This is a genomic window from Streptomyces sp. NPDC014889 (assembly GCF_043081205.1).
In the GTDB taxonomy this organism is placed as follows: Bacteria; Actinomycetota; Actinomycetes; order Streptomycetales; family Streptomycetaceae; genus Streptomyces.
In genome coordinates, this window is sequence record NZ_JBIBWH010000015.1 from 1 (window position 1) to 16057 (window position 16057).

Below are 16057 nucleotides of genomic sequence, written 5' to 3' on the forward strand. Positions count from 1 at the left end.
ACCGCGTCGCGGTCGCCGAGCCAGATGTTGTCGCCCATGCCGATCTCGTCGCCGTAGTAGAGGATCGGGCTGCCGGGCAGGGAGAGCAGCAGGGCAGTGAACAGCTCGATCTGGTTGCGGTCGTTGTCGAGCAGGGTGGCGAGGCGGCGGCGGATGCCGATGTTGGCGCGCATGCGGGGGTCTTTGGCGTATTCGGCCCACATGTAGTCGCGTTCTTCGTCGGTGACCATTTCGAGGGTGAGCTCGTCGTGGTTGCGCAGGAAGATGCCCCACTGGCAGTTGGTCGGGATGGCGGGGGTCTTGGCGAGGATCTCGGAGACGGGGTAGCGGCTCTCCCTGCGGACGGCCATGAAGATGCGGGGCATGACCGGGAAGTGGAAGGCCATGTGGCACTCGTCGCCGCCCGCGGCGTAGTCGCCGAAGTAGTCGACGACGTCCTCCGGCCACTGGTTCGCCTCCGCCAGCAGCACGGTGTCCGGGAACATCCGGTCGATCTCCTTGCGCACCCGCTTCAGGAAGCCATGGGTCGCGGGGAGGTTCTCGCAGTTGGTGCCCTCCTCGGCGTAGAGGTAGGGCACCGCGTCCAGCCGGAAGCCGTCGATGCCCAGGTCCAGCCAGAAGCGCAGGGCGGCCAGGATCTCCTCCTGCACCGCGGGGCTTTCGTAGTTGAGGTCCGGCTGGTGGGAGAAGAACCGGTGGAAGTAGTACTGGCCGCGGACCGGGTCGAAGGTCCAGTTGGAGGTCTCGGTGTCGACGAAGATGATGCGGGCGTCCGGATAGCCCTTGTCGTCGTCGGCCCATACGTAGAAGTCGCCGTAGGGGCCGTCGGGGTCCTTGCGCGACTGCTGGAACCACGGGTGCTGGTCGCTGGTGTGGTTCATCACGAAGTCGATGATCACGCGCATGCCGCGCTGGTGGGCGGCGTCGACGAACTCGACGAAGTCGGCCAGGTCGCCGAACTCCGGGAGCACCGCCGTGTAGTCGGAGACGTCGTAACCGCCGTCCTTGAGCGGGGACTTGAAGAACGGCGGCAGCCACAGGCAGTCGACGCCGAGCCACTGGAGGTAGTCGAGCCTGGCGGTCAGGCCCTTCAGGTCGCCGACGCCGTCGCCGTTGCTGTCCTGGAAGGAGCGGACGAGGACCTCGTAGAACACGGCACGCTTGAACCACTCCGGGTCCCGGTCCCTGGCCGGGGCGTCCTCGAAGATGTCAGGGACGGGCTCGTTGACAGTCATGGCGCTGGGGGCCCTCCGATCTCGGACGAGGTGGACGATCGCTGGACATGGAGCACGTGCGCGGGCCGTTCGCCCGGTTGCAGGCGTACGTAGTTGGCCCTGCCCCAGTGGTAGGTCTCGCCGGTGAGCTCGTCGCGCACCGGCATCGACTCGTGCCAGTCCAGGCCGAGTTGCGGCATGTCCAACGAGACCGTGGCCTCCTGGGTGTGGTGGGGGTCGAGGTTGGCGACCACGACGACCGTGTCCGGCCCCTCGCTCTTGCTGTACGCGATCACGGCATCGTTGTCGGTCGCGTGGAAACGCAGGTTGCGCAGGCGCTGCAGCGCGGGGTGGCGTCGGCGGATGTCGTTGAGCTTGGTGATGAGGGGGGCGATGGTGCGGCCCTCGCGTGCGGCGGCCGCCCAGTCGCGGGGTTTGAGCTGGTACTTCTCCGAGTCGAGGTATTCCTCGCTGCCGGGTTTGAGGGGGGTGTTCTCGCACAGTTCGTAGCCGCTGTAGATGCCCCAGGAGGGGGCGAGGGTGGCGGCCAGGACGGCACGGACCTCGAAGGCGGGACGGCCGCCCTGCTGAAGATAGGCGTGCAGGATGTCGGGGGTGTTGGCGAAGAGGTTCGGCCGCATCCAGGCCGCCGCCTCGCCCGACAGTTCGGTCAGGTACTCGGTGAGCTCCTGCTTGGTGGTGCGCCAGGTGAAGTAGGTGTAGGACTGCTGGAAGCCGATCTGGGCCAGGGTGTGCATCATCGCGGGCCGGGTGAACGCCTCCGCCAGGAAGATCACGTCGGGGTCGGTGGCGTTGACGTCGGCGATCACGCGTTCCCAGAACACCACCGGCTTGGTGTGCGGGTTGTCGACGCGGAAGATCCGCACCCCGTGGTCCATCCAGTGCCGCAGCACCCGCAGGGTCTCGGCGATCAGGCCGTCCATGTCGGCGTCGAAGGCGACGGGGTAGATGTCCTGGTACTTCTTGGGCGGGTTCTCGGCGTAGGCGATGGTGCCGTCGGACCGGTGGTGGAACCACTCGGGGTGCTTGTGCACCCAGGGGTGGTCCGGGGAGCACTGCAGGGCGAAGTCCAGCGCCACCTCCAGGCCCAGCTCCCGGGCGCGGGCGGTGAAGTGGTCGAAGTCCTCCAGGGTGCCCAGGGCGGGGTGGACGGTGTCGTGGCCGCCCTCGGGCGAGCCGATGGCCCAGGGCACGCCGACGTCGTCGGGGCGGGCGTCCAGGGAGTTGTTGCGGCCCTTGCGGAAGGTGGTGCCGATGGGGTGGATCGGCGGGAGGTAGACCACGTCGAAGCCCATCGCGGCGATCGCGGGCAGGCGGCGGGCGGCGGTGCGGAAGGTGCCGTGCGGCTGCTCGGGCGTGCCCTCGGAACGGGGGAAGAACTCGTACCAGGACCCGTACAGCGCCCGCTCCCGCTCCACCAGCAGGCCGAGCGGCTCGGAGGCGGTGACCAGGTCCCGCAGCGGATGCCGGGCCAGGACCTCGTCCACCTCCGGCGTCAACGCCGCCGCCAGCCGGGTCATCACCGGAAGCGCGTCGTCCTGGAGGGCCGCCACGGCGGCGAGGACGGTGTCCCGCTCGGGGCCCTCGGGCACTCCCGCTGCCGCCCGGGTGTGCAGGGCGGCCCCCTCCTCCAGCACGAGACCGGCGTCGATGCCGGCCGGGACCTTGATCTGCGCGTGGTGCCGCCAGGTGGTGACCGGGTCCGCCCAGGCCTCCACCTGGTACGTCCAGCGGCCGGGCGCGCCCGGAGTGACCTCGGCGCCCCAGCGGTCGCTGCCGGGGGCCAGTTCACGCATCGGGGTCCACGGGCCGGCCCGGCCCTCCGGATCGCGCAGGACGACGTTCGCGGCCACCGCGTCATGGCCCTCACGGAACACGGTGGCGGTGACAGGGAACGTCTCTCCCGCGACCGCCTTGGCCGCTCGCCTGCCGCCCTCGACGGCCGGACGGACGTCCCGCACCGGGATGCGGCCGATCGCCGGGGCCGTCCTGAAGGCGGGACTCGGGGCCGTACTCGGGACGGGACCTGAGGCCTTGCTCGCGGTCGAACTCATGGGTGTCACCTCCACCGTGCTCGAGGCCGGGCTCGCGCCCGGCCGGGGATCGGGTCGCACCGGACGGTGGCCTACCGCCCGGCGCGGGAACGCTTCTGCGCCGCCTTCGGCGGGCCCCTGCGGGGGACGGCGCTCCGGTGCGGCCGGCCGCTCTGCTCCCGCAGGTAGGTGACGAGGCTGGTGCACAGATAGCGCTCGGCGGCGTCCGCGGCCTCCCGGGCGCAGCGCTTCCCCATCAGCACGCACAGGGTGTAGCCGGAATCCTCGAAAGTGGACCGCACCCGGCGGTCGTCCGGTGACGCGAGCATCGCGCGTTCCCACGCCCGGTAGCGGCGCAGATGCCGGGCGACTTCGGCTTTGGCGGGTAGCAGCATGGCGCCATTCACCTTTCGGATGCGCTCGATGGGCCCGTTCCCCCGACAGCCGGGGCGGCGACCGCGCACGCGTGGGCAGCGGTCCCGTTGACGGCGCTCGAGACTTCACTCATGGTGCACGTTCAACGACACAGCGTCCTGTTGGATCTTCAACAAGCCTGCTGACCTGGTCGTGTTGCACGAATGGCGTAGCGCGCGCACTGTTGATCCTACTCAGAGGCAACACTCGCTCACGCTTCGTGTTCGGGGCTCCTCGCTCATCATGCGGGAGAGGAGCGTGGGCCTCGCCGGTGAGGAGCCAACGACGATGAAGACCGCAGTGCCCTGTTACTACCACCTCGACGTGGAAGTCAGCCCGGAGCGGGTCGGGCAGGTGAGGCGCATCCTGGCCGCGCACCTGCGCTTGTGGGATCTGGAGGACCTCGTCGAGCCCGTGTGCGGGGGTGCCGAGATGCTGCTGAAGGCCATCGACGAGCACGCCACCGACAAGCGCACCTCCATCGAGATGTGGTGGACCGGCCAGCACCTGATCACCGCCGTCGCGGAGAACAACCACGATCTGCGCCCCGACCAGGACATGCGCGGCTGCCTGGCCCGTATCGCGGCGACCAGCGACGGCTGGGGCTGCTGCGCCGCCGAGACCGGCAGCAAGGTCATCTGGTTCTCGCAGCGGGCCCGCGCCGGGGTGCGCGTCCCGCTGGTCCCGACGGCTCCGGCCCCGACCCTGCGCGAGGGGCTGAGGACGCCGCGCGAACTGCCGGTCACGGCCCTGGCCTCTCCGCTCAGCGGGCCGCAGGCCGTGCTGGAAGCGGCCCCATGAGCGGGCGAAGACGCCGGAAAGGGGTACCCGTCTGGAGCGGGTACCCCTACCCGCTGGGGGCGGTGTACGACGGGAAGGGCACCAACTTCGCGCTGTTCAGCGAGGTCGCCGAGCGCGTCGACCTCGTCCTGGTGGATGACGCGGGCACCCACCGAGGGGTGCAGCTGACCGAGGCCGACGGCTTCGTGTGGCACGGCTATCTGCCCGGTGTCGGGCCGGGGCAGCGCTACGGGTACCGGGTGCACGGGCCCTGGCACCCGTCCGCCGGCCACCGGTGCAACCCGAGGAAACTGCTCCTCGACCCCTATGCCACGGCGGTGGACGGGCAGATCGACAACCACCCCTCGCTCTACGAGCGGGCCGCGCACGGTCCCGACCCGGCCGACAGCGCCGGTCACACCATGCTGGGCGTGGTGACGGACCCGGCCTTCGACTGGGGCGACGACCGCCCGCCGCGGCGGGCGTACTCCGACACCGTGATCTACGAGGCCCATGTACGCGGCCTGACCCGCACCCATCCCGAGGTGCCGCGCGAATTGCGCGGCACCTACGCCGGGTTGGCGCACCCGGCGGTGATCGAGCATCTGACCTCGCTGGGCGTGACGGCGGTGGAGCTGATGCCGGTCCACCAGTTCGTGCACGACGGTGTGCTCCAGGGCCGGGGCCTTTCCAACTACTGGGGCTACAACACCATCGGCTTCTTCGCGCCGCACAACGGCTATGCCGCCGGCGGTACGCGCGGGCAGCAGGTCGCCGAGTTCAAGTCGATGGTCAAGGCACTGCACGCGGCCGGGCTCGAAGTGATCCTCGACGTCGTCTACAACCACACCGCCGAGGGCAACGAGAAGGGCCCGACGCTGTCCTTCCGGGGCATCGACAACGCCTCGTACTACCGCCTGGTCGACGGCGACTGGGCGCATTACTACGACACCACGGGCACCGGCAACAGCCTGCTGATGCGCCACCCCTACGTATTGCAACTGATCATGGACTCGCTGCGGTACTGGGTCACCGAGATGCACGTCGACGGCTTCCGTTTCGACCTCGCGGCCACGCTGGCCCGGCAGTTCCACGAGGTGGACCGGCTGTCGGCGTTCTTCGACCTGATCCAGCAGGACCCCGTGATCAGCCGGGTGAAGCTGATCGCGGAACCGTGGGACGTCGGCGAGGGCGGCTACCAGGTGGGCAACTTCCCGCCGCTGTGGTCGGAGTGGAACGGCCTGTACCGGGACGCCGTACGGGACTTCTGGCGCGGCGAGGAGCACACGCTCGGCGAGTTCGCCTCCCGGCTGACCGGCTCCGCCGACCTGTACGCCCACAACCGGCGCAGACCGCGCGCCAGCGTCAACTTCGTGACCGCGCACGACGGGTTCACGCTGCGGGACCTGGTGTCGTACAACGACAAGCACAACGAGGCCAACGGCGAGGGCAACCGGGACGGTGAGAGCGCCAACCGGTCCTGGAACTGCGGGGCCGAGGGCGACACCGACGACCCCGCCGTCCTGGAACTGAGGGCCCGCCAGCAGCGCAACTTCCTCGCCACACTGCTGCTTTCACAGGGCATCCCGATGCTGTGCCACGGCGACGAGCTGGGCCGCACCCAGGGCGGCAACAACAACGCCTACTGCCAGGACAGCGAGGTCTCCTGGATCGACTGGCCGCTCACCGACGAGCAGCGTGAACTCGCCGACTTCACTCGGTACTTGATCGCTCTGCGCGCCGCCCATCCGGTGCTGCGCCGACGCCGCTTCTTCCAGGGGGAGACGGCGACCCGGTCCGACCAGCCGCTGCCCGACCTGGTGTGGCTGCTGCCGGACGGCGGCGAGATGACGGAGGAGGACTGGCAGCGTTCCGACGCGCACTCCGTCGCGGTCTTCCTCAACGGCGACGCCATCGCCGAACCCGACCGGCAGGGCCGCCCCGTGGTGGACGACTCCTTCCTGCTGCTGCTCAACGGCTACTGGGAACCGGTCGACTTCCGCCTCCCCGGCCCCGCCTACGGCGACCGCTGGACGACCCTCCTCGACACCGCCGCCCCCCTGGATCCCCCGGACGAGACCGAACACAAACCCAGCGCCACCCTCCGGGCGGACCCCCGCAGCCTGATCCTCCTGTCCCGACCCCCGAAGGCCCCTCGCTGACGGGGGGGCCTCCGCGGCAGGCGGGTGCTCGTCGGGACCGGGCCGGCGGCGGCTCCCCGGCGATGCGGTCCGCGCCGGGGGGTTTCGTTCCGCGCCGCCCCGCGCACCGCGCCGGGCGGCGGCCGGGCCTGTTGCCCGTCGGGGCGCCGAGCGCGAGCGCCGGCCGCAGGTCCCGGTCCGCGCCGGTGGTCAAAGCGCGGGTCCCGGGGCCGGGACCCGTCCTCTCGGGGCCTCCCGGCGGCGTCCGCCGGGAGGCCCCGCCTGCCCCCGAGCGCATTCGGCGCGGTCAGGCGTGTGCGGGTCCGGCCGGGCTGGGTCCTGACGTCGCGCCCGTCCTGCGGTCCGCGTCGAGCAGCGGCGCGCGGCTCGCCCAACGTGAGCCCCGCCGTGCTCAGCCCCGACCGGACCGACCCCGTGGCTCACCGCCTGTTCGTGATCGCGCCGCGCCGCGTGGGCGCGCGTCATGGGGGAGCCCGGTACCCGCCTCCGGCGTTCAGGCCTCGCGGCGGGACGTCACCGTGAACTGCGCGCCGTCCGGGTCGCGGAGTACGGCCTCGTCGGGGCCCTCGCGCAGGACACTGCCGCTGTGTGCCTCCGCGGTGCGGGCGCAGGCGGCCACGTCGGCCACGCGGAAGTGGATCTGCCAGTGCGGGCGGATCGTGGGGTCGGGCGCCGCCTCCAGCGCGCCGGACTCGATGCGCGCCACGATCTCGCCGTGGCTGCGGAGCACCACCTCGTCGCCCTCGTAGCGGACCTCGCAGCAGCCGGGCCGCCGTGAGGCCCAGTCCAGGACCTCGCCGTAGAAGATGGCCGCGTCGAAGGCGTCGCGCGTGTGCAGCCTGATGAAGGCCGGCGCGGCCTTGCGCCAGGTCTCCCAGTCCGTGAAGAGGTCACCCTCCCAGATCCCGAAGGTCGCGCCGTCCCGGTCCGCCAGCAGCGCCGCCCGCCCCGGCGGGAAGGAGATCGGCCCGACCGCGGCCGTACCGCCGCGTTCCTGCACCCGCGCGACGGCCTGATCCGCGCTGGGCACGGCGAAGTACGGCGTCCAGGCGACCGCCATCTGCCACATGGCCGCCACCGCGCCGATGCCCGCGACCGGGGCGCCGTCCGCGAGCGCGATGCGGAAGTGGTCGCCGAGTCTGGCCGGCCGCCACTCCCAGCCCAGCACCGCCCGGTAGAAGTCCTCCGTGGCCTGGAGATCGCGGCTGGTCAGGCTCACCCAGCAGGGTGCGCCGCACACCGAGTGCGTGGAGACGACGTCGGGAGAGCTGCCGGAAGGTGTCCTGTCGTGGTTCATGGCCCGTCCTGGTCGAGTCAGACCGGTCTCCACCAGCCTGACACCAGTGTCCGACCGGCGCGCGGAAGACGCCTGCCGAGTACCCGCGGCGCGCCGCCGAAACGGCGCGGACCTGACGGCCCGCGACCGGGCGGCGCGGCGCCGCGCCGCTCAGCCGGCCTCGGTGAGCAGTTCCTCACGCAGATGGGCGAAACACCCGCTGAGCAGGCGCGAGACATGCATCTGCGAGATGCCGAGCTGCTGCGCGATCCGGCTCTGTGTCATGCCCCGGAAGAACCTGAGGTACAGGATGGTCCGCTCGCGTTCGGGCAGCGCCTCCAGACAGGGCCTGACCGCCACCCGGTCCACGACCAGGTCGAACCGCGCGTCGGCCTCGCCCAGCCCGTCGCCGAGCGCGTAGCCGTCCGTACCGGGGACCTCCGCCTCCAGGGACAGCGCGGCGAAGCAGTCCAGGGCCTCCATCCCGGTGTGCACGTCGCTCACGCTCAGGTGCGCGTACTCGGCGATCTCGGCCACGGTCGGCGTCCGGCCGGGCGTGGTCTGCGCCAGCTCCTTCGTGGCGCGGCGCACCCGGTTGCGCAGATCCTGGACCCGGCGCGGCACGTGCAGCGTCCACATGTGGTCGCGGAAGTGCCGCTTGATCTCCCCGGTCACCGTCGGCACGGCGTACGCCTCGAACGCGTAGCCGCGTGCCGGGTCGTAGTGGTCGACGGCCTTGACCAGACCCAGCGCGGCGACCTGGTACAGATCCTCCAGGGCCTCACCGCGCCCGCGGAACCGCACGGCGATCCGCTCGGCCATGGGCAGCCACACCTGAACCAGCTCGTCCCTCAGCGCCTTGCGCTCGGCCCCCTCGGGCATGCGGGAGAGCCGCTCGAACGCCTCGGCGGTGTCGGGGGCGTCGTCATGCGGATGGGTCTTCGTTCTGCCGGTGGTACGCATGCGCTGCGCCTCCCTCAGCAGGTGCTGGATGGACGGACACCTTGGGAGGGGCGGGGCTCGGACCGTGCGGAGATGAACATCGGGGCCCGGCGCGCCGGCTCCCACGGACGTGCCTCCTGTCCGAAGCACTGGACTCGGGATTCCCGAAGTCGGCGATTAGGAAACTGTTCCGGGAATGCGGTGACGATATGCAACCGCATGAATCTCAATTGTTGTCCAGAATCAGGAGTGTCGCCACCGGAGGAAATGCGCGCATTTCCATGGCGGTGCGAATGCGGGTCCGGCCCGGCGGTTCCGCGCCGCGCCGGACCCGTCTCCCGGCTCGCCCCGGCACGCCTTCGCGCGCGCCGGGGCCCCACCTCTGCGCACCGCCCGCCGCATCCTTGACCGGCTCTTGGGGTGATTACCTCTGCTACAGAGGTAATCTGACAGGCGTGACTCCGGAGACCTTCCCCGAAGAGCTGGCCGACGCCCTCGTCGGCGTCCAGCGGCTGATCCGCCGCCGGCTGCGCGCCGGGACGACCCGGCACCGGCCGCGCGGCGCCGAGATCGAGCTGCTGCGCCTGGTCGAGGGCCGCCCCGGCACAGGCGTCTCGGAGGCCGCCAAGGAGCTGCACCTGGCGGGCAACTCCGTGTCGACACTGGTCAACCAGCTCGTCCGGGACGGTCAGTTGATCCGTGAGACGGACCCCGCCGACCGGCGGGCCGTGCGCCTGCTGCTGACGGAGGCCGCCGTGACCCGCCTGCGCGACTGGCGGGAGCGCCGCGCCGCCCTCGTACGCCATCAGGTGGACCGGCTCGACGAGAAGGACCGGGACGCGCTGCGCGCGGCGATCCCCGCCCTGCGCAGACTGGCCGAGAACCTGCACGAGGAGGCCGATCGCCCATGACCCGGAACGCTGCCGCCGAACCCGCCGAGGACGCGGTCGCCTGCACCCGGCTCGCCTACGCCTTCGGCGACACCAACGCCGTCGACGGCGTGGACCTGTCCGTGCGCCCCGGCGAGGTGTTCGGGCTGCTCGGCCCCAACGGCGCCGGGAAGACCACGGCGATCCGCTGCATCACCACCCTGCTGCCGGTCCCCTCCGGCATGGTCCGCGTCTTCGGCCACGACACCGCAACCGAGCGCATGTCGGTGCGCCGCATGCTGGGCTACGTCCCGCAGCAGCTCTCCGCCGACGCCGCCCTCACCGGCCGGGAGAACGTCACCCTGTTCGCCCGCGTCTTCGACGTCCCGCGCCGCGAACGCGCCGCCCGGGTCGCCCAGGCGCTGGCCGCGGTCGGTCTGGCCGACGCCGCCGACCGGCTGGCGAGCACCTACTCCGGCGGCATGGTCCGCCGCCTCGAACTCGCCCAGGCCCTGGTCAGCGCACCCCGTCTGCTGATCCTCGACGAGCCGACGATCGGCCTCGACCCGATCGCCCGCACCGGGGTGTGGGAGCACATCGGCGCCGTGCGCGCCGCCACCGGCATGACGGTCCTGGTGACCACCCACTACATGGACGAGGCCGACATGTACTGCGACCGGGTCGCCCTGATGCACCGCGGCCGCATCCGGGCCCTCGGCACCCCGGCCGAGCTGCGCGAGGGACTCGGCGAACGCCGCCGTGCCCGGGGCGCCCCGGCCACGGACCCGCTGCCCACGCTGGAGGACGTCTTCCGCGACGTGGCCGGCAGCGGCCTCGACGACACCTCAGGAGACTTCCGCGATGTCCGAAGCACCCGCCGCACCGCGCACCGCGTCGGCTGACGCCGTCCGCGCCGACGACATCGACCTGCTGCTGCGGCCGCCGCAGCCCCGAGCCGGCTGGCGGCTGCTGCCCGCCCGGGTCGTCGCCATGTGCGCGGTGGAACTGCAGAAGCTCCGCCACGACCGCACCGAGCTGTACACGCGAGCGGTGCAGCCCGCCCTGTGGCTGCTGATCTTCGGTCAGACCTTCACCCGCATCCGGGCGATCCCGACGGGCGGCATCCCGTACATCGACTTCATGGCCCCGGGCATCATCGCCCAGTCCGCCATGTTCATCGCGATCTTCTACGGCATCCAGATCATCTGGGAACGCGACGCGGGCGTCCTCAACAAGCTCCTGGTCACCCCGACCCCGCGCTCCGCCCTGGTCACCGGCAAGGCCTTCGCGGCCGGGCTGAAGGCACTGATCCAGGCGATCGTGGTGATCGTCATCGCCGCCCTGCTCGGCGTGGCACTCACCTGGAACCCGCTGCGGCTGCTCGGTGTCGTCGCCGCCGTCGTCCTCGGCTCGGCGTTCTTCTCCTGCCTGTCGATGACCATCGCCGGCATCGTGCTCAGCCGCGACCGGCTGATGGGCATCGGGCAGGCGATCACCATGCCGCTGTTCTTCGGTTCCAACGCCCTGTACCCGGTCGCCGTCATGCCCGGCTGGCTCCAGGCCGTCAGCAAGGTCAACCCGCTGAGCTATCAGGTCGACGCCCTGCGCGGGTTGCTGCTCGGCACCCCCGCGCACCTGGCCGCCGACTTCGGCGTCCTCGTGGTGGCCGCCGCGCTCGGCATCACCGCGGCCTCCGCCCTGCTCGGCCGGCTGGCCCGCTGACGGCGCCCGGCGGACGCCGGCAGCGTCGCCCGTCAAAGTGATGTGCGGCACGCTCGGCGGACCGCCCCGACGGCCCGCCGGCGAATTCCCGCTGCCCACGGCTTGATCAGCGATCAAAGACAGTGAATTACCCGGCCACGGCGCATTCCGCACATTTGACAGTGCGCTGAGCGCGCGGATAGGAAGCAGCTCTTGGAAGTCGAGAGGTGCATTGTGTACGAGCCGAACGTGGTCGGTGACTGGCAGGAGTACGAGGAGCATGCCGGTCTGCGAGTCCGCGTCCACCGACTGGAGCGGTCCGAGCCGCCGCGGGGGCGCGACGAGGCCGCCGAGGGGCTGACGTACTTCCGCCTCCGCGTCACCGTCGAGAACCGCGGCACCCGCCGTTTCGGCGTCCACCTGGAGGACGGGCAGATCGACGTGCGGCTCGGCCCCGACGGGGAGGGCGCGTTCGTCGACTGGCGCAACTCGCAGTTCATCGAGGGCTACGACGTCTATCCGCTGCGCCGGGTCACGGCGGTTCTGTACGCGGCGGGGCCGGAGGCGGCCCTGTCCCAGATCGACGCGCAGATCCAGCTGCGGGTCGACGACGAGTGGACCTCCCGCGCACTGTGGACCGGCTGCGTCGACGGGCACGAGGAGTCCGCCGCGACCGGCACGCACACGACCGCCGGGCAGGGCGGACTGGCACACCAGATCAGCACCTTCCTCCGCGACCAGGCGGGCCCGGGCACCACGAACTGACCGAGCCACCGCACCGGGCCCGCGCCGCGTCTCGCTGCCCTGCCGTATTCCGCCGGGCTCGCACGCGGACTGTGCCGCCACGCCGTCCGCCGCGCCGCGCGTGCCGCGCCCGCTGGCGCGCCGGGTTCGCACCGCGCGTGCCGCGCCCGCTGGCGCGCCGGGTTCGCACCGCGCTCCGCTGCGGGGCCGCGCCTGCGCGCACTCCGCTGTCCCGCGGTGCTTGTGCCGTGCCTGCTGTGTTTCGCGGGGCTCGCGCCGAACTCCGCTGTGCCGCCGCGCTCGCGCCGTGTCTCACTGCCCTGCCGGGTTCGCGCCGCGCTCGGCGGCGGTGCCGCGCTCGCGCGCACTCCGCTGCCCCACGGTGCTTGTGCCGTGCCCTGCCGTGTTCCGCGGGGCTCGCACCGAACTCTGCCGCCCTGCCGTATTCCGCCGGGCTCGCGCCGTACTCCGCTGCCCTGTCGCGCTCGCGCCGTGTCCCGCTGCCACGCCGTCCGCCGCGCCGCGCGTGCCGCGCCCGCCGTATCCCGCTGCCCCGCAGGCTCGCACCGCGCTCCGCTGCGGTGCCGCGCCCGCGCGCACTCCGCTGTCCCGCCGCGCTCGCGCCGGGTCCCGCCGCACTCCGCCACGCCCGAGCCGTGCCCTGCCGCCCCCCGGCACACCTCCGCCGTACCCCGCCGCCCCCGCGTCGTACTTCGGGGGCCCCGTCTCCTCAGTGCGGGATGCCGTCGATGATCTCCCGGGCGCCCTGGCGGAGCAGGGCGACGGCGACCGACGTGCCTAGGGTGGCCGGGTCCAGCCGGCCCGCCCACTCGTGGGCGTTCAGCCGGATCTTGCCGTCGGGGGTGAACACACAGGCCCGCATCGACAGTTCCCCCGCGCGGTCGACGTGCGCGTACCCGGCGATCGGGCTGTTGCAGTGCCCCTGGAGCACATGCAGGAACATCCGTTCCGCGGCGGCCGCGCGATGGGTTCCGGGGTCGCCGAGCGGCCCGACCGCCTCGATGAGTTCGCCGTCGTCCTCCCGGCACTGCAGGGCGAGGATGCCCGCGCCGATCGGCGGCATCATCGCCTCCGGGGACAGCACCTCGCTGATGACGTCCGCGCGCCCGATGCGTTCCAGACCGGACGCGGCCAGCAGCAACGCGTCCGCCTCGCCCGCGGCCAGCTTCTCCAGCCGCCGGTTGGCGTTGCCGCGGAACGGCACGCAGTCGAGGTGCGGATGGGTCGCCGCGAGCTGCGCGACGCGGCGCACCGCGGACGTGCCGACGCGGGTTCCGGCCGGGAGCCGGTCCAGGGTGAGCCCGCCGGGGTGGACGAGGGCGTCACGGACGTCGTCCCGCTTCAGGAACGCGGCGAACGTCGTGCCGGCCGGCAGCGGCCGGTCGGCCGGCACGTCCTTCAGGCAGTGCACGGCGAGGTCCGCCTCGCCGGCCAGCAGCGCGGCGTCGACCTCCTTGGTGAAGGCGCCCTTGCCCTCGACCGCGGACAGATCGCCCAGCCACTTGTCGCCGGTGGTCCGCACCGGGACCACCTCGGTGCGCACACCGGGGTGCGCGGCGGCCAGTTCGGCGCGGACGCGTTCCACCTGGGCGAGCGCCATGGGGGAGTCGCGGGAGACGATACGGATCAGTTCGGGGGCGGACATGCGGGACACCATAGACCTCGGCGCGGAGGCACCCGTGCCTTTCCAGACGTTCCGGCGTACCTTCCGGCGTACGGAAATTGACGTACTGTCACCTCTCCGGGTCGGGCGGATCCACCACCGCGGCCTCCTCGGGGGTGAGGTCGGGACGCAGCCGCAGCCAGGACGGCTGGCGCAGCATCCCCGCCCGGGTGCGCACGCTGTAGCGGACCTCGCCGACCAGGCGCGGCAGCACCCAGTGCGCCCCGCGCACCGCCGGTACGGGGTCGAAGGGGCACACGTCGGTCGCCAGGACCGCGAGCAGCGCGGCGAGCCCGGACCGCTCCGCCTCGCTCCAGCCGGTGCCCACACTGCCCACGTAGCGCAGCCGCCCGCCCGCGAACCGGCCCATCAGGACGGCGCCCGGCAGGCCCGTGAGCCGTCCCTTGCCGGGCAGCCAGCCGCCCACGAGGACGTCCTCGCTGCGCATGTTGCGGATCTTGATCCAGGCCCGGGAGCGCACCCCCGGCTCGTACACCGAGTCCAGCCGCTTGCACACCAGGCCCTCAAGACCGTGCTCGCGGGTGGCGGCCAGGGCCTCCGCGCCGTGGCCGACGACCGCGGAGGGAGTCGACCAGTACGGACCGGTCAGACCGAGGCCTTCCAGGTGCTCGCGGCGCCGGAGGTAAGGGAGGGCGAGCAGCGGGCGCGCACCCAGGTGCATCACGTCGAACAGGACGAGGTGGACGGGGATCCGCGCGGCCCGGCGCGCGGCCCGGCCGGGGGCGTGCGCCAGCCCCATGCGTCCCTGGAGCAACTGGAAGCTCGCCCGTCCCCGCTCGTCCAGCGCCAGCACCTCCCCGTCCAGGATCGCGGGCGTGGCGCCGAGCACCCGGCCGAGGGGCCCCAGTTCGGGGTAGGCGGCGGTGATGTCCTCGCCGGAGCGGGCCCGCAGCAGCAGCCCGCCGTCGCCGGGCAGGTAGGCCACCACGCGCTGGCCGTCCTGCTTCGTCTCGTACGCCCACCGCGCGTCCTGGGCGGCCGACGGGAGGGAGCCGGGCGTGGCGAGCATGGGAGGGATCAGCGGCAGGGTCACGGCAGAGATGTCGACGGACCAGCCTGCCGCCACGCGCGTCACCCGCCACTTTCCCCTGAAAGGGTCCCGGCGGCAGCCCGGGGGCGGGCCCGCCGCAGACAGGGGAGGGGAGGGCCCTGTCGCCGGGCACGGAAAACGCTGACACGATCGGCGGTGACCGTTACGACGACCATTTCGGAGCGCGGGGATGACGACGGACACGGGCACAGCGGGCGGGCGGCGGACCGGCGGGATCGAGGTCAGGCCCGTCGCCGGTCACATCGGGGCCGAGATCAGCGGAGTGGATCTGGCCGGGGAGTTCGACGACACCGTGGCCGCGGAGATCCGCGCGGCGGTGCTGCGCTGGAAGGTGGTGTTCTTCCGCGGGCAGCGGCTGGACCATGTCTCCCACGTGGCCCTCGCCCGCCGCTTCGGTGAGCCGGTGGTCCTGCGGCGGCGCGGCGGCGCCTCACCGCCCGACGTGCCCGAGGTGGAGACCACGGCGGACCGGCTGGAGCTGGGCGGGCGGTTCGGCATGGACCACGAGGAGTGGCTGCGGCGCCGCCGGCACACGCTGCTGCGCGGCTGGCACTGCGACCACGGCGCCCGCGTCGACCCGCCGGCCGCGACGATCCTGCGCGCCGAGACCGTACCGCCCTACGGCGGCGACACCACCTGGGCCAACCTGGCCGCCGCGTACGCCGGGCTGTCGGCGCCGGTGCGCGCCTTCGTCGACGGATTGCGCGCCGAGCACCGGCTCGGGGTCGGCTACCAGCCGAGGCCCGGGGACGACGCGTACGTCCGCCACCTGATGGACCACCAGATCGCCACCGTGCACCCACTGGTACGCGTCCACCCCGAGACCGGTGAGCGGGTGCTGTTCGTCAACGGCTACTACGTCGAGCAGATCGAGGGCCTCTCCCGGGTGGAGAGCGCGGCGATCCTGGAGATGCTGCTGGAGCAGGCGGTACGGCCCGAGTACACGGTCCGGTTCCGCTGGGAGCCGGGCAGCGTGGTCTTCTGGGACAACCGCGCCACCATCCACCTGGCGCCCGGCGACAGCGCCCACCTCGGCCACCCGCGGATCATGCACCGGGTGATGCTCGCCGGCGACGTACCGGTCGGCGTGGACGGCGCACCGTCCGAGCCGGTCACCGGCAGCGAGCCGGGCCGCTGGTGACCGG

Annotated in this window: 14 protein-coding genes; 7 read left to right on the top strand and 7 right to left on the bottom strand. The window is 72.4% G+C overall.

The annotated features are described in order from the left end of the window. The 3 genes from treS to ACF09J_RS27575 all read right to left on the bottom strand — a co-directional run. Positions 1-1235: maltose alpha-D-glucosyltransferase (gene treS / locus ACF09J_RS27565; RefSeq protein ID WP_392308151.1), on the bottom strand; the 1235-nt coding region annotated here is incomplete at its 3' end. Continuing rightward, complete coding sequence (locus ACF09J_RS27570) at positions 1232-3289, bottom strand: alpha-1,4-glucan--maltose-1-phosphate maltosyltransferase (RefSeq protein ID WP_392308152.1); 2058 nt, start codon at positions 3287-3289, stop codon at positions 1232-1234. The genes treS and ACF09J_RS27570, both read right to left, overlap by 4 nt. A 71-nt stretch (positions 3290-3360) precedes the next feature. After that, complete coding sequence (locus ACF09J_RS27575) at positions 3361-3663, bottom strand: DUF5133 domain-containing protein (protein WP_392308153.1); 303 nt, start codon at positions 3661-3663, stop codon at positions 3361-3363. A 307-nt stretch (positions 3664-3970) separates the two neighbouring features. Between ACF09J_RS27575 and ACF09J_RS27580 the strand changes: the two genes are divergently transcribed. Together ACF09J_RS27580 and glgX are read left to right on the top strand one after the other, a co-directional pair. Next, the gene (locus ACF09J_RS27580; protein ID WP_392308154.1) at positions 3971-4483 is read left to right on the top strand and encodes a pep a2; all 513 of its coding nucleotides are present in this window, start codon (positions 3971-3973) and stop codon (positions 4481-4483) included. Then, complete coding sequence (gene glgX, locus ACF09J_RS27585) at positions 4480-6624, top strand: glycogen debranching protein GlgX (RefSeq protein WP_392308155.1); 2145 nt, start codon at positions 4480-4482, stop codon at positions 6622-6624. The genes ACF09J_RS27580 and glgX overlap by 4 nt, the downstream gene beginning before the upstream one ends. A 493-nt stretch (positions 6625-7117) precedes the next feature. Here glgX and ACF09J_RS27590 read toward each other — a convergent pair whose 3' ends face one another. Both ACF09J_RS27590 and ACF09J_RS27595 read right to left on the bottom strand, forming a co-directional pair. Next, positions 7118-7921, bottom strand: a complete 804-nt coding sequence (locus tag ACF09J_RS27590) for a VOC family protein (RefSeq protein WP_392308156.1) — start codon at positions 7919-7921, stop codon at positions 7118-7120. 150 nt (positions 7922-8071) lie between these two features. After that, positions 8072-8863, bottom strand: coding sequence for a SigB/SigF/SigG family RNA polymerase sigma factor (locus ACF09J_RS27595; RefSeq protein ID WP_392308157.1), 792 nt, complete (start codon positions 8861-8863; stop codon positions 8072-8074). Positions 8864-9297: 434 nt separating this feature from the next. Here ACF09J_RS27595 and ACF09J_RS27600 point away from each other — a divergent pair, with 434 nt between their 5' ends. The 4 genes from ACF09J_RS27600 to ACF09J_RS27615 all read left to right on the top strand — a co-directional run bounded on the left by ACF09J_RS27600 (position 9298) and on the right by ACF09J_RS27615 (position 12177). After that, the gene (locus ACF09J_RS27600; protein ID WP_392308158.1) at positions 9298-9753 is read left to right on the top strand and encodes a MarR family winged helix-turn-helix transcriptional regulator; all 456 of its coding nucleotides are present in this window, start codon (positions 9298-9300) and stop codon (positions 9751-9753) included. Further along, complete coding sequence (locus ACF09J_RS27605; RefSeq protein WP_392308159.1) at positions 9750-10613, top strand: ATP-binding cassette domain-containing protein; 864 nt, start codon at positions 9750-9752, stop codon at positions 10611-10613. Before ACF09J_RS27600 ends, ACF09J_RS27605 begins: the two co-directional genes overlap by 4 nt. Continuing rightward, a complete protein-coding gene (locus ACF09J_RS27610; RefSeq protein ID WP_392308160.1) occupies positions 10573-11433 on the top strand; it encodes an ABC transporter permease in 861 nt (286 codons plus the stop codon). Before ACF09J_RS27605 ends, ACF09J_RS27610 begins: the two co-directional genes overlap by 41 nt. A gap of 213 nt (positions 11434-11646) precedes the next feature. Next, positions 11647-12177: a hypothetical protein gene (locus ACF09J_RS27615; protein WP_392308161.1), complete on the top strand. Its 531-nt coding sequence runs from the start codon at positions 11647-11649 to the stop codon at positions 12175-12177. 709 nt (positions 12178-12886) lie between these two features. Here ACF09J_RS27615 and hemC read toward each other — a convergent pair. Both hemC and ACF09J_RS27625 read right to left on the bottom strand, forming a co-directional pair. Continuing rightward, on the bottom strand, positions 12887-13822 hold the full coding sequence (gene hemC / locus ACF09J_RS27620; RefSeq protein ID WP_392308162.1) for a hydroxymethylbilane synthase: 936 nt from the start codon (positions 13820-13822) through the stop codon (positions 12887-12889). 88 nt (positions 13823-13910) lie between these two features. After that, positions 13911-14894 (bottom strand): ATP-dependent DNA ligase, encoded by a 984-nt coding sequence (locus tag ACF09J_RS27625; protein ID WP_392308328.1) that lies wholly within the window; start codon positions 14892-14894, stop codon positions 13911-13913. Positions 14895-15081: 187 nt separating this feature from the next. Between ACF09J_RS27625 and ACF09J_RS27630 the strand changes: the two genes are divergently transcribed. After that, positions 15082-16053, top strand: coding sequence for a TauD/TfdA dioxygenase family protein (locus ACF09J_RS27630; protein ID WP_392308163.1), 972 nt, complete (start codon positions 15082-15084; stop codon positions 16051-16053). Positions 16054-16057 lie beyond the last annotated feature (4 nt).

Bases quoted from the DNA above. Each gene is read 5' to 3' on its own strand.
- ACF09J_RS27630 (WP_392308163.1), top strand. From the start codon at position 15,082: ATGACGACGGACACGGGCACAGCGGGCGGGCGGCGGACCGGCGGGATC.
- ACF09J_RS27595 (WP_392308157.1), bottom strand. From the start codon at position 8,863: ATGCGTACCACCGGCAGAACGAAGACCCATCCGCATGACGACGCCCCC.
- ACF09J_RS27570 (WP_392308152.1), bottom strand. From the start codon at position 3,289: ATGAGTTCGACCGCGAGCAAGGCCTCAGGTCCCGTCCCGAGTACGGCC.
- hemC (WP_392308162.1), bottom strand. From the start codon at position 13,822: ATGTCCGCCCCCGAACTGATCCGTATCGTCTCCCGCGACTCCCCCATG.
- ACF09J_RS27605 (WP_392308159.1), top strand. From the start codon at position 9,750: ATGACCCGGAACGCTGCCGCCGAACCCGCCGAGGACGCGGTCGCCTGC.
- ACF09J_RS27610 (WP_392308160.1), top strand. From the start codon at position 10,573: ATGTCCGAAGCACCCGCCGCACCGCGCACCGCGTCGGCTGACGCCGTC.
- glgX (WP_392308155.1), top strand. From the start codon at position 4,480: ATGAGCGGGCGAAGACGCCGGAAAGGGGTACCCGTCTGGAGCGGGTAC.
- ACF09J_RS27590 (WP_392308156.1), bottom strand. From the start codon at position 7,921: ATGAACCACGACAGGACACCTTCCGGCAGCTCTCCCGACGTCGTCTCC.
- ACF09J_RS27580 (WP_392308154.1), top strand. From the start codon at position 3,971: ATGAAGACCGCAGTGCCCTGTTACTACCACCTCGACGTGGAAGTCAGC.
- ACF09J_RS27575 (WP_392308153.1), bottom strand. From the start codon at position 3,663: ATGCTGCTACCCGCCAAAGCCGAAGTCGCCCGGCATCTGCGCCGCTAC.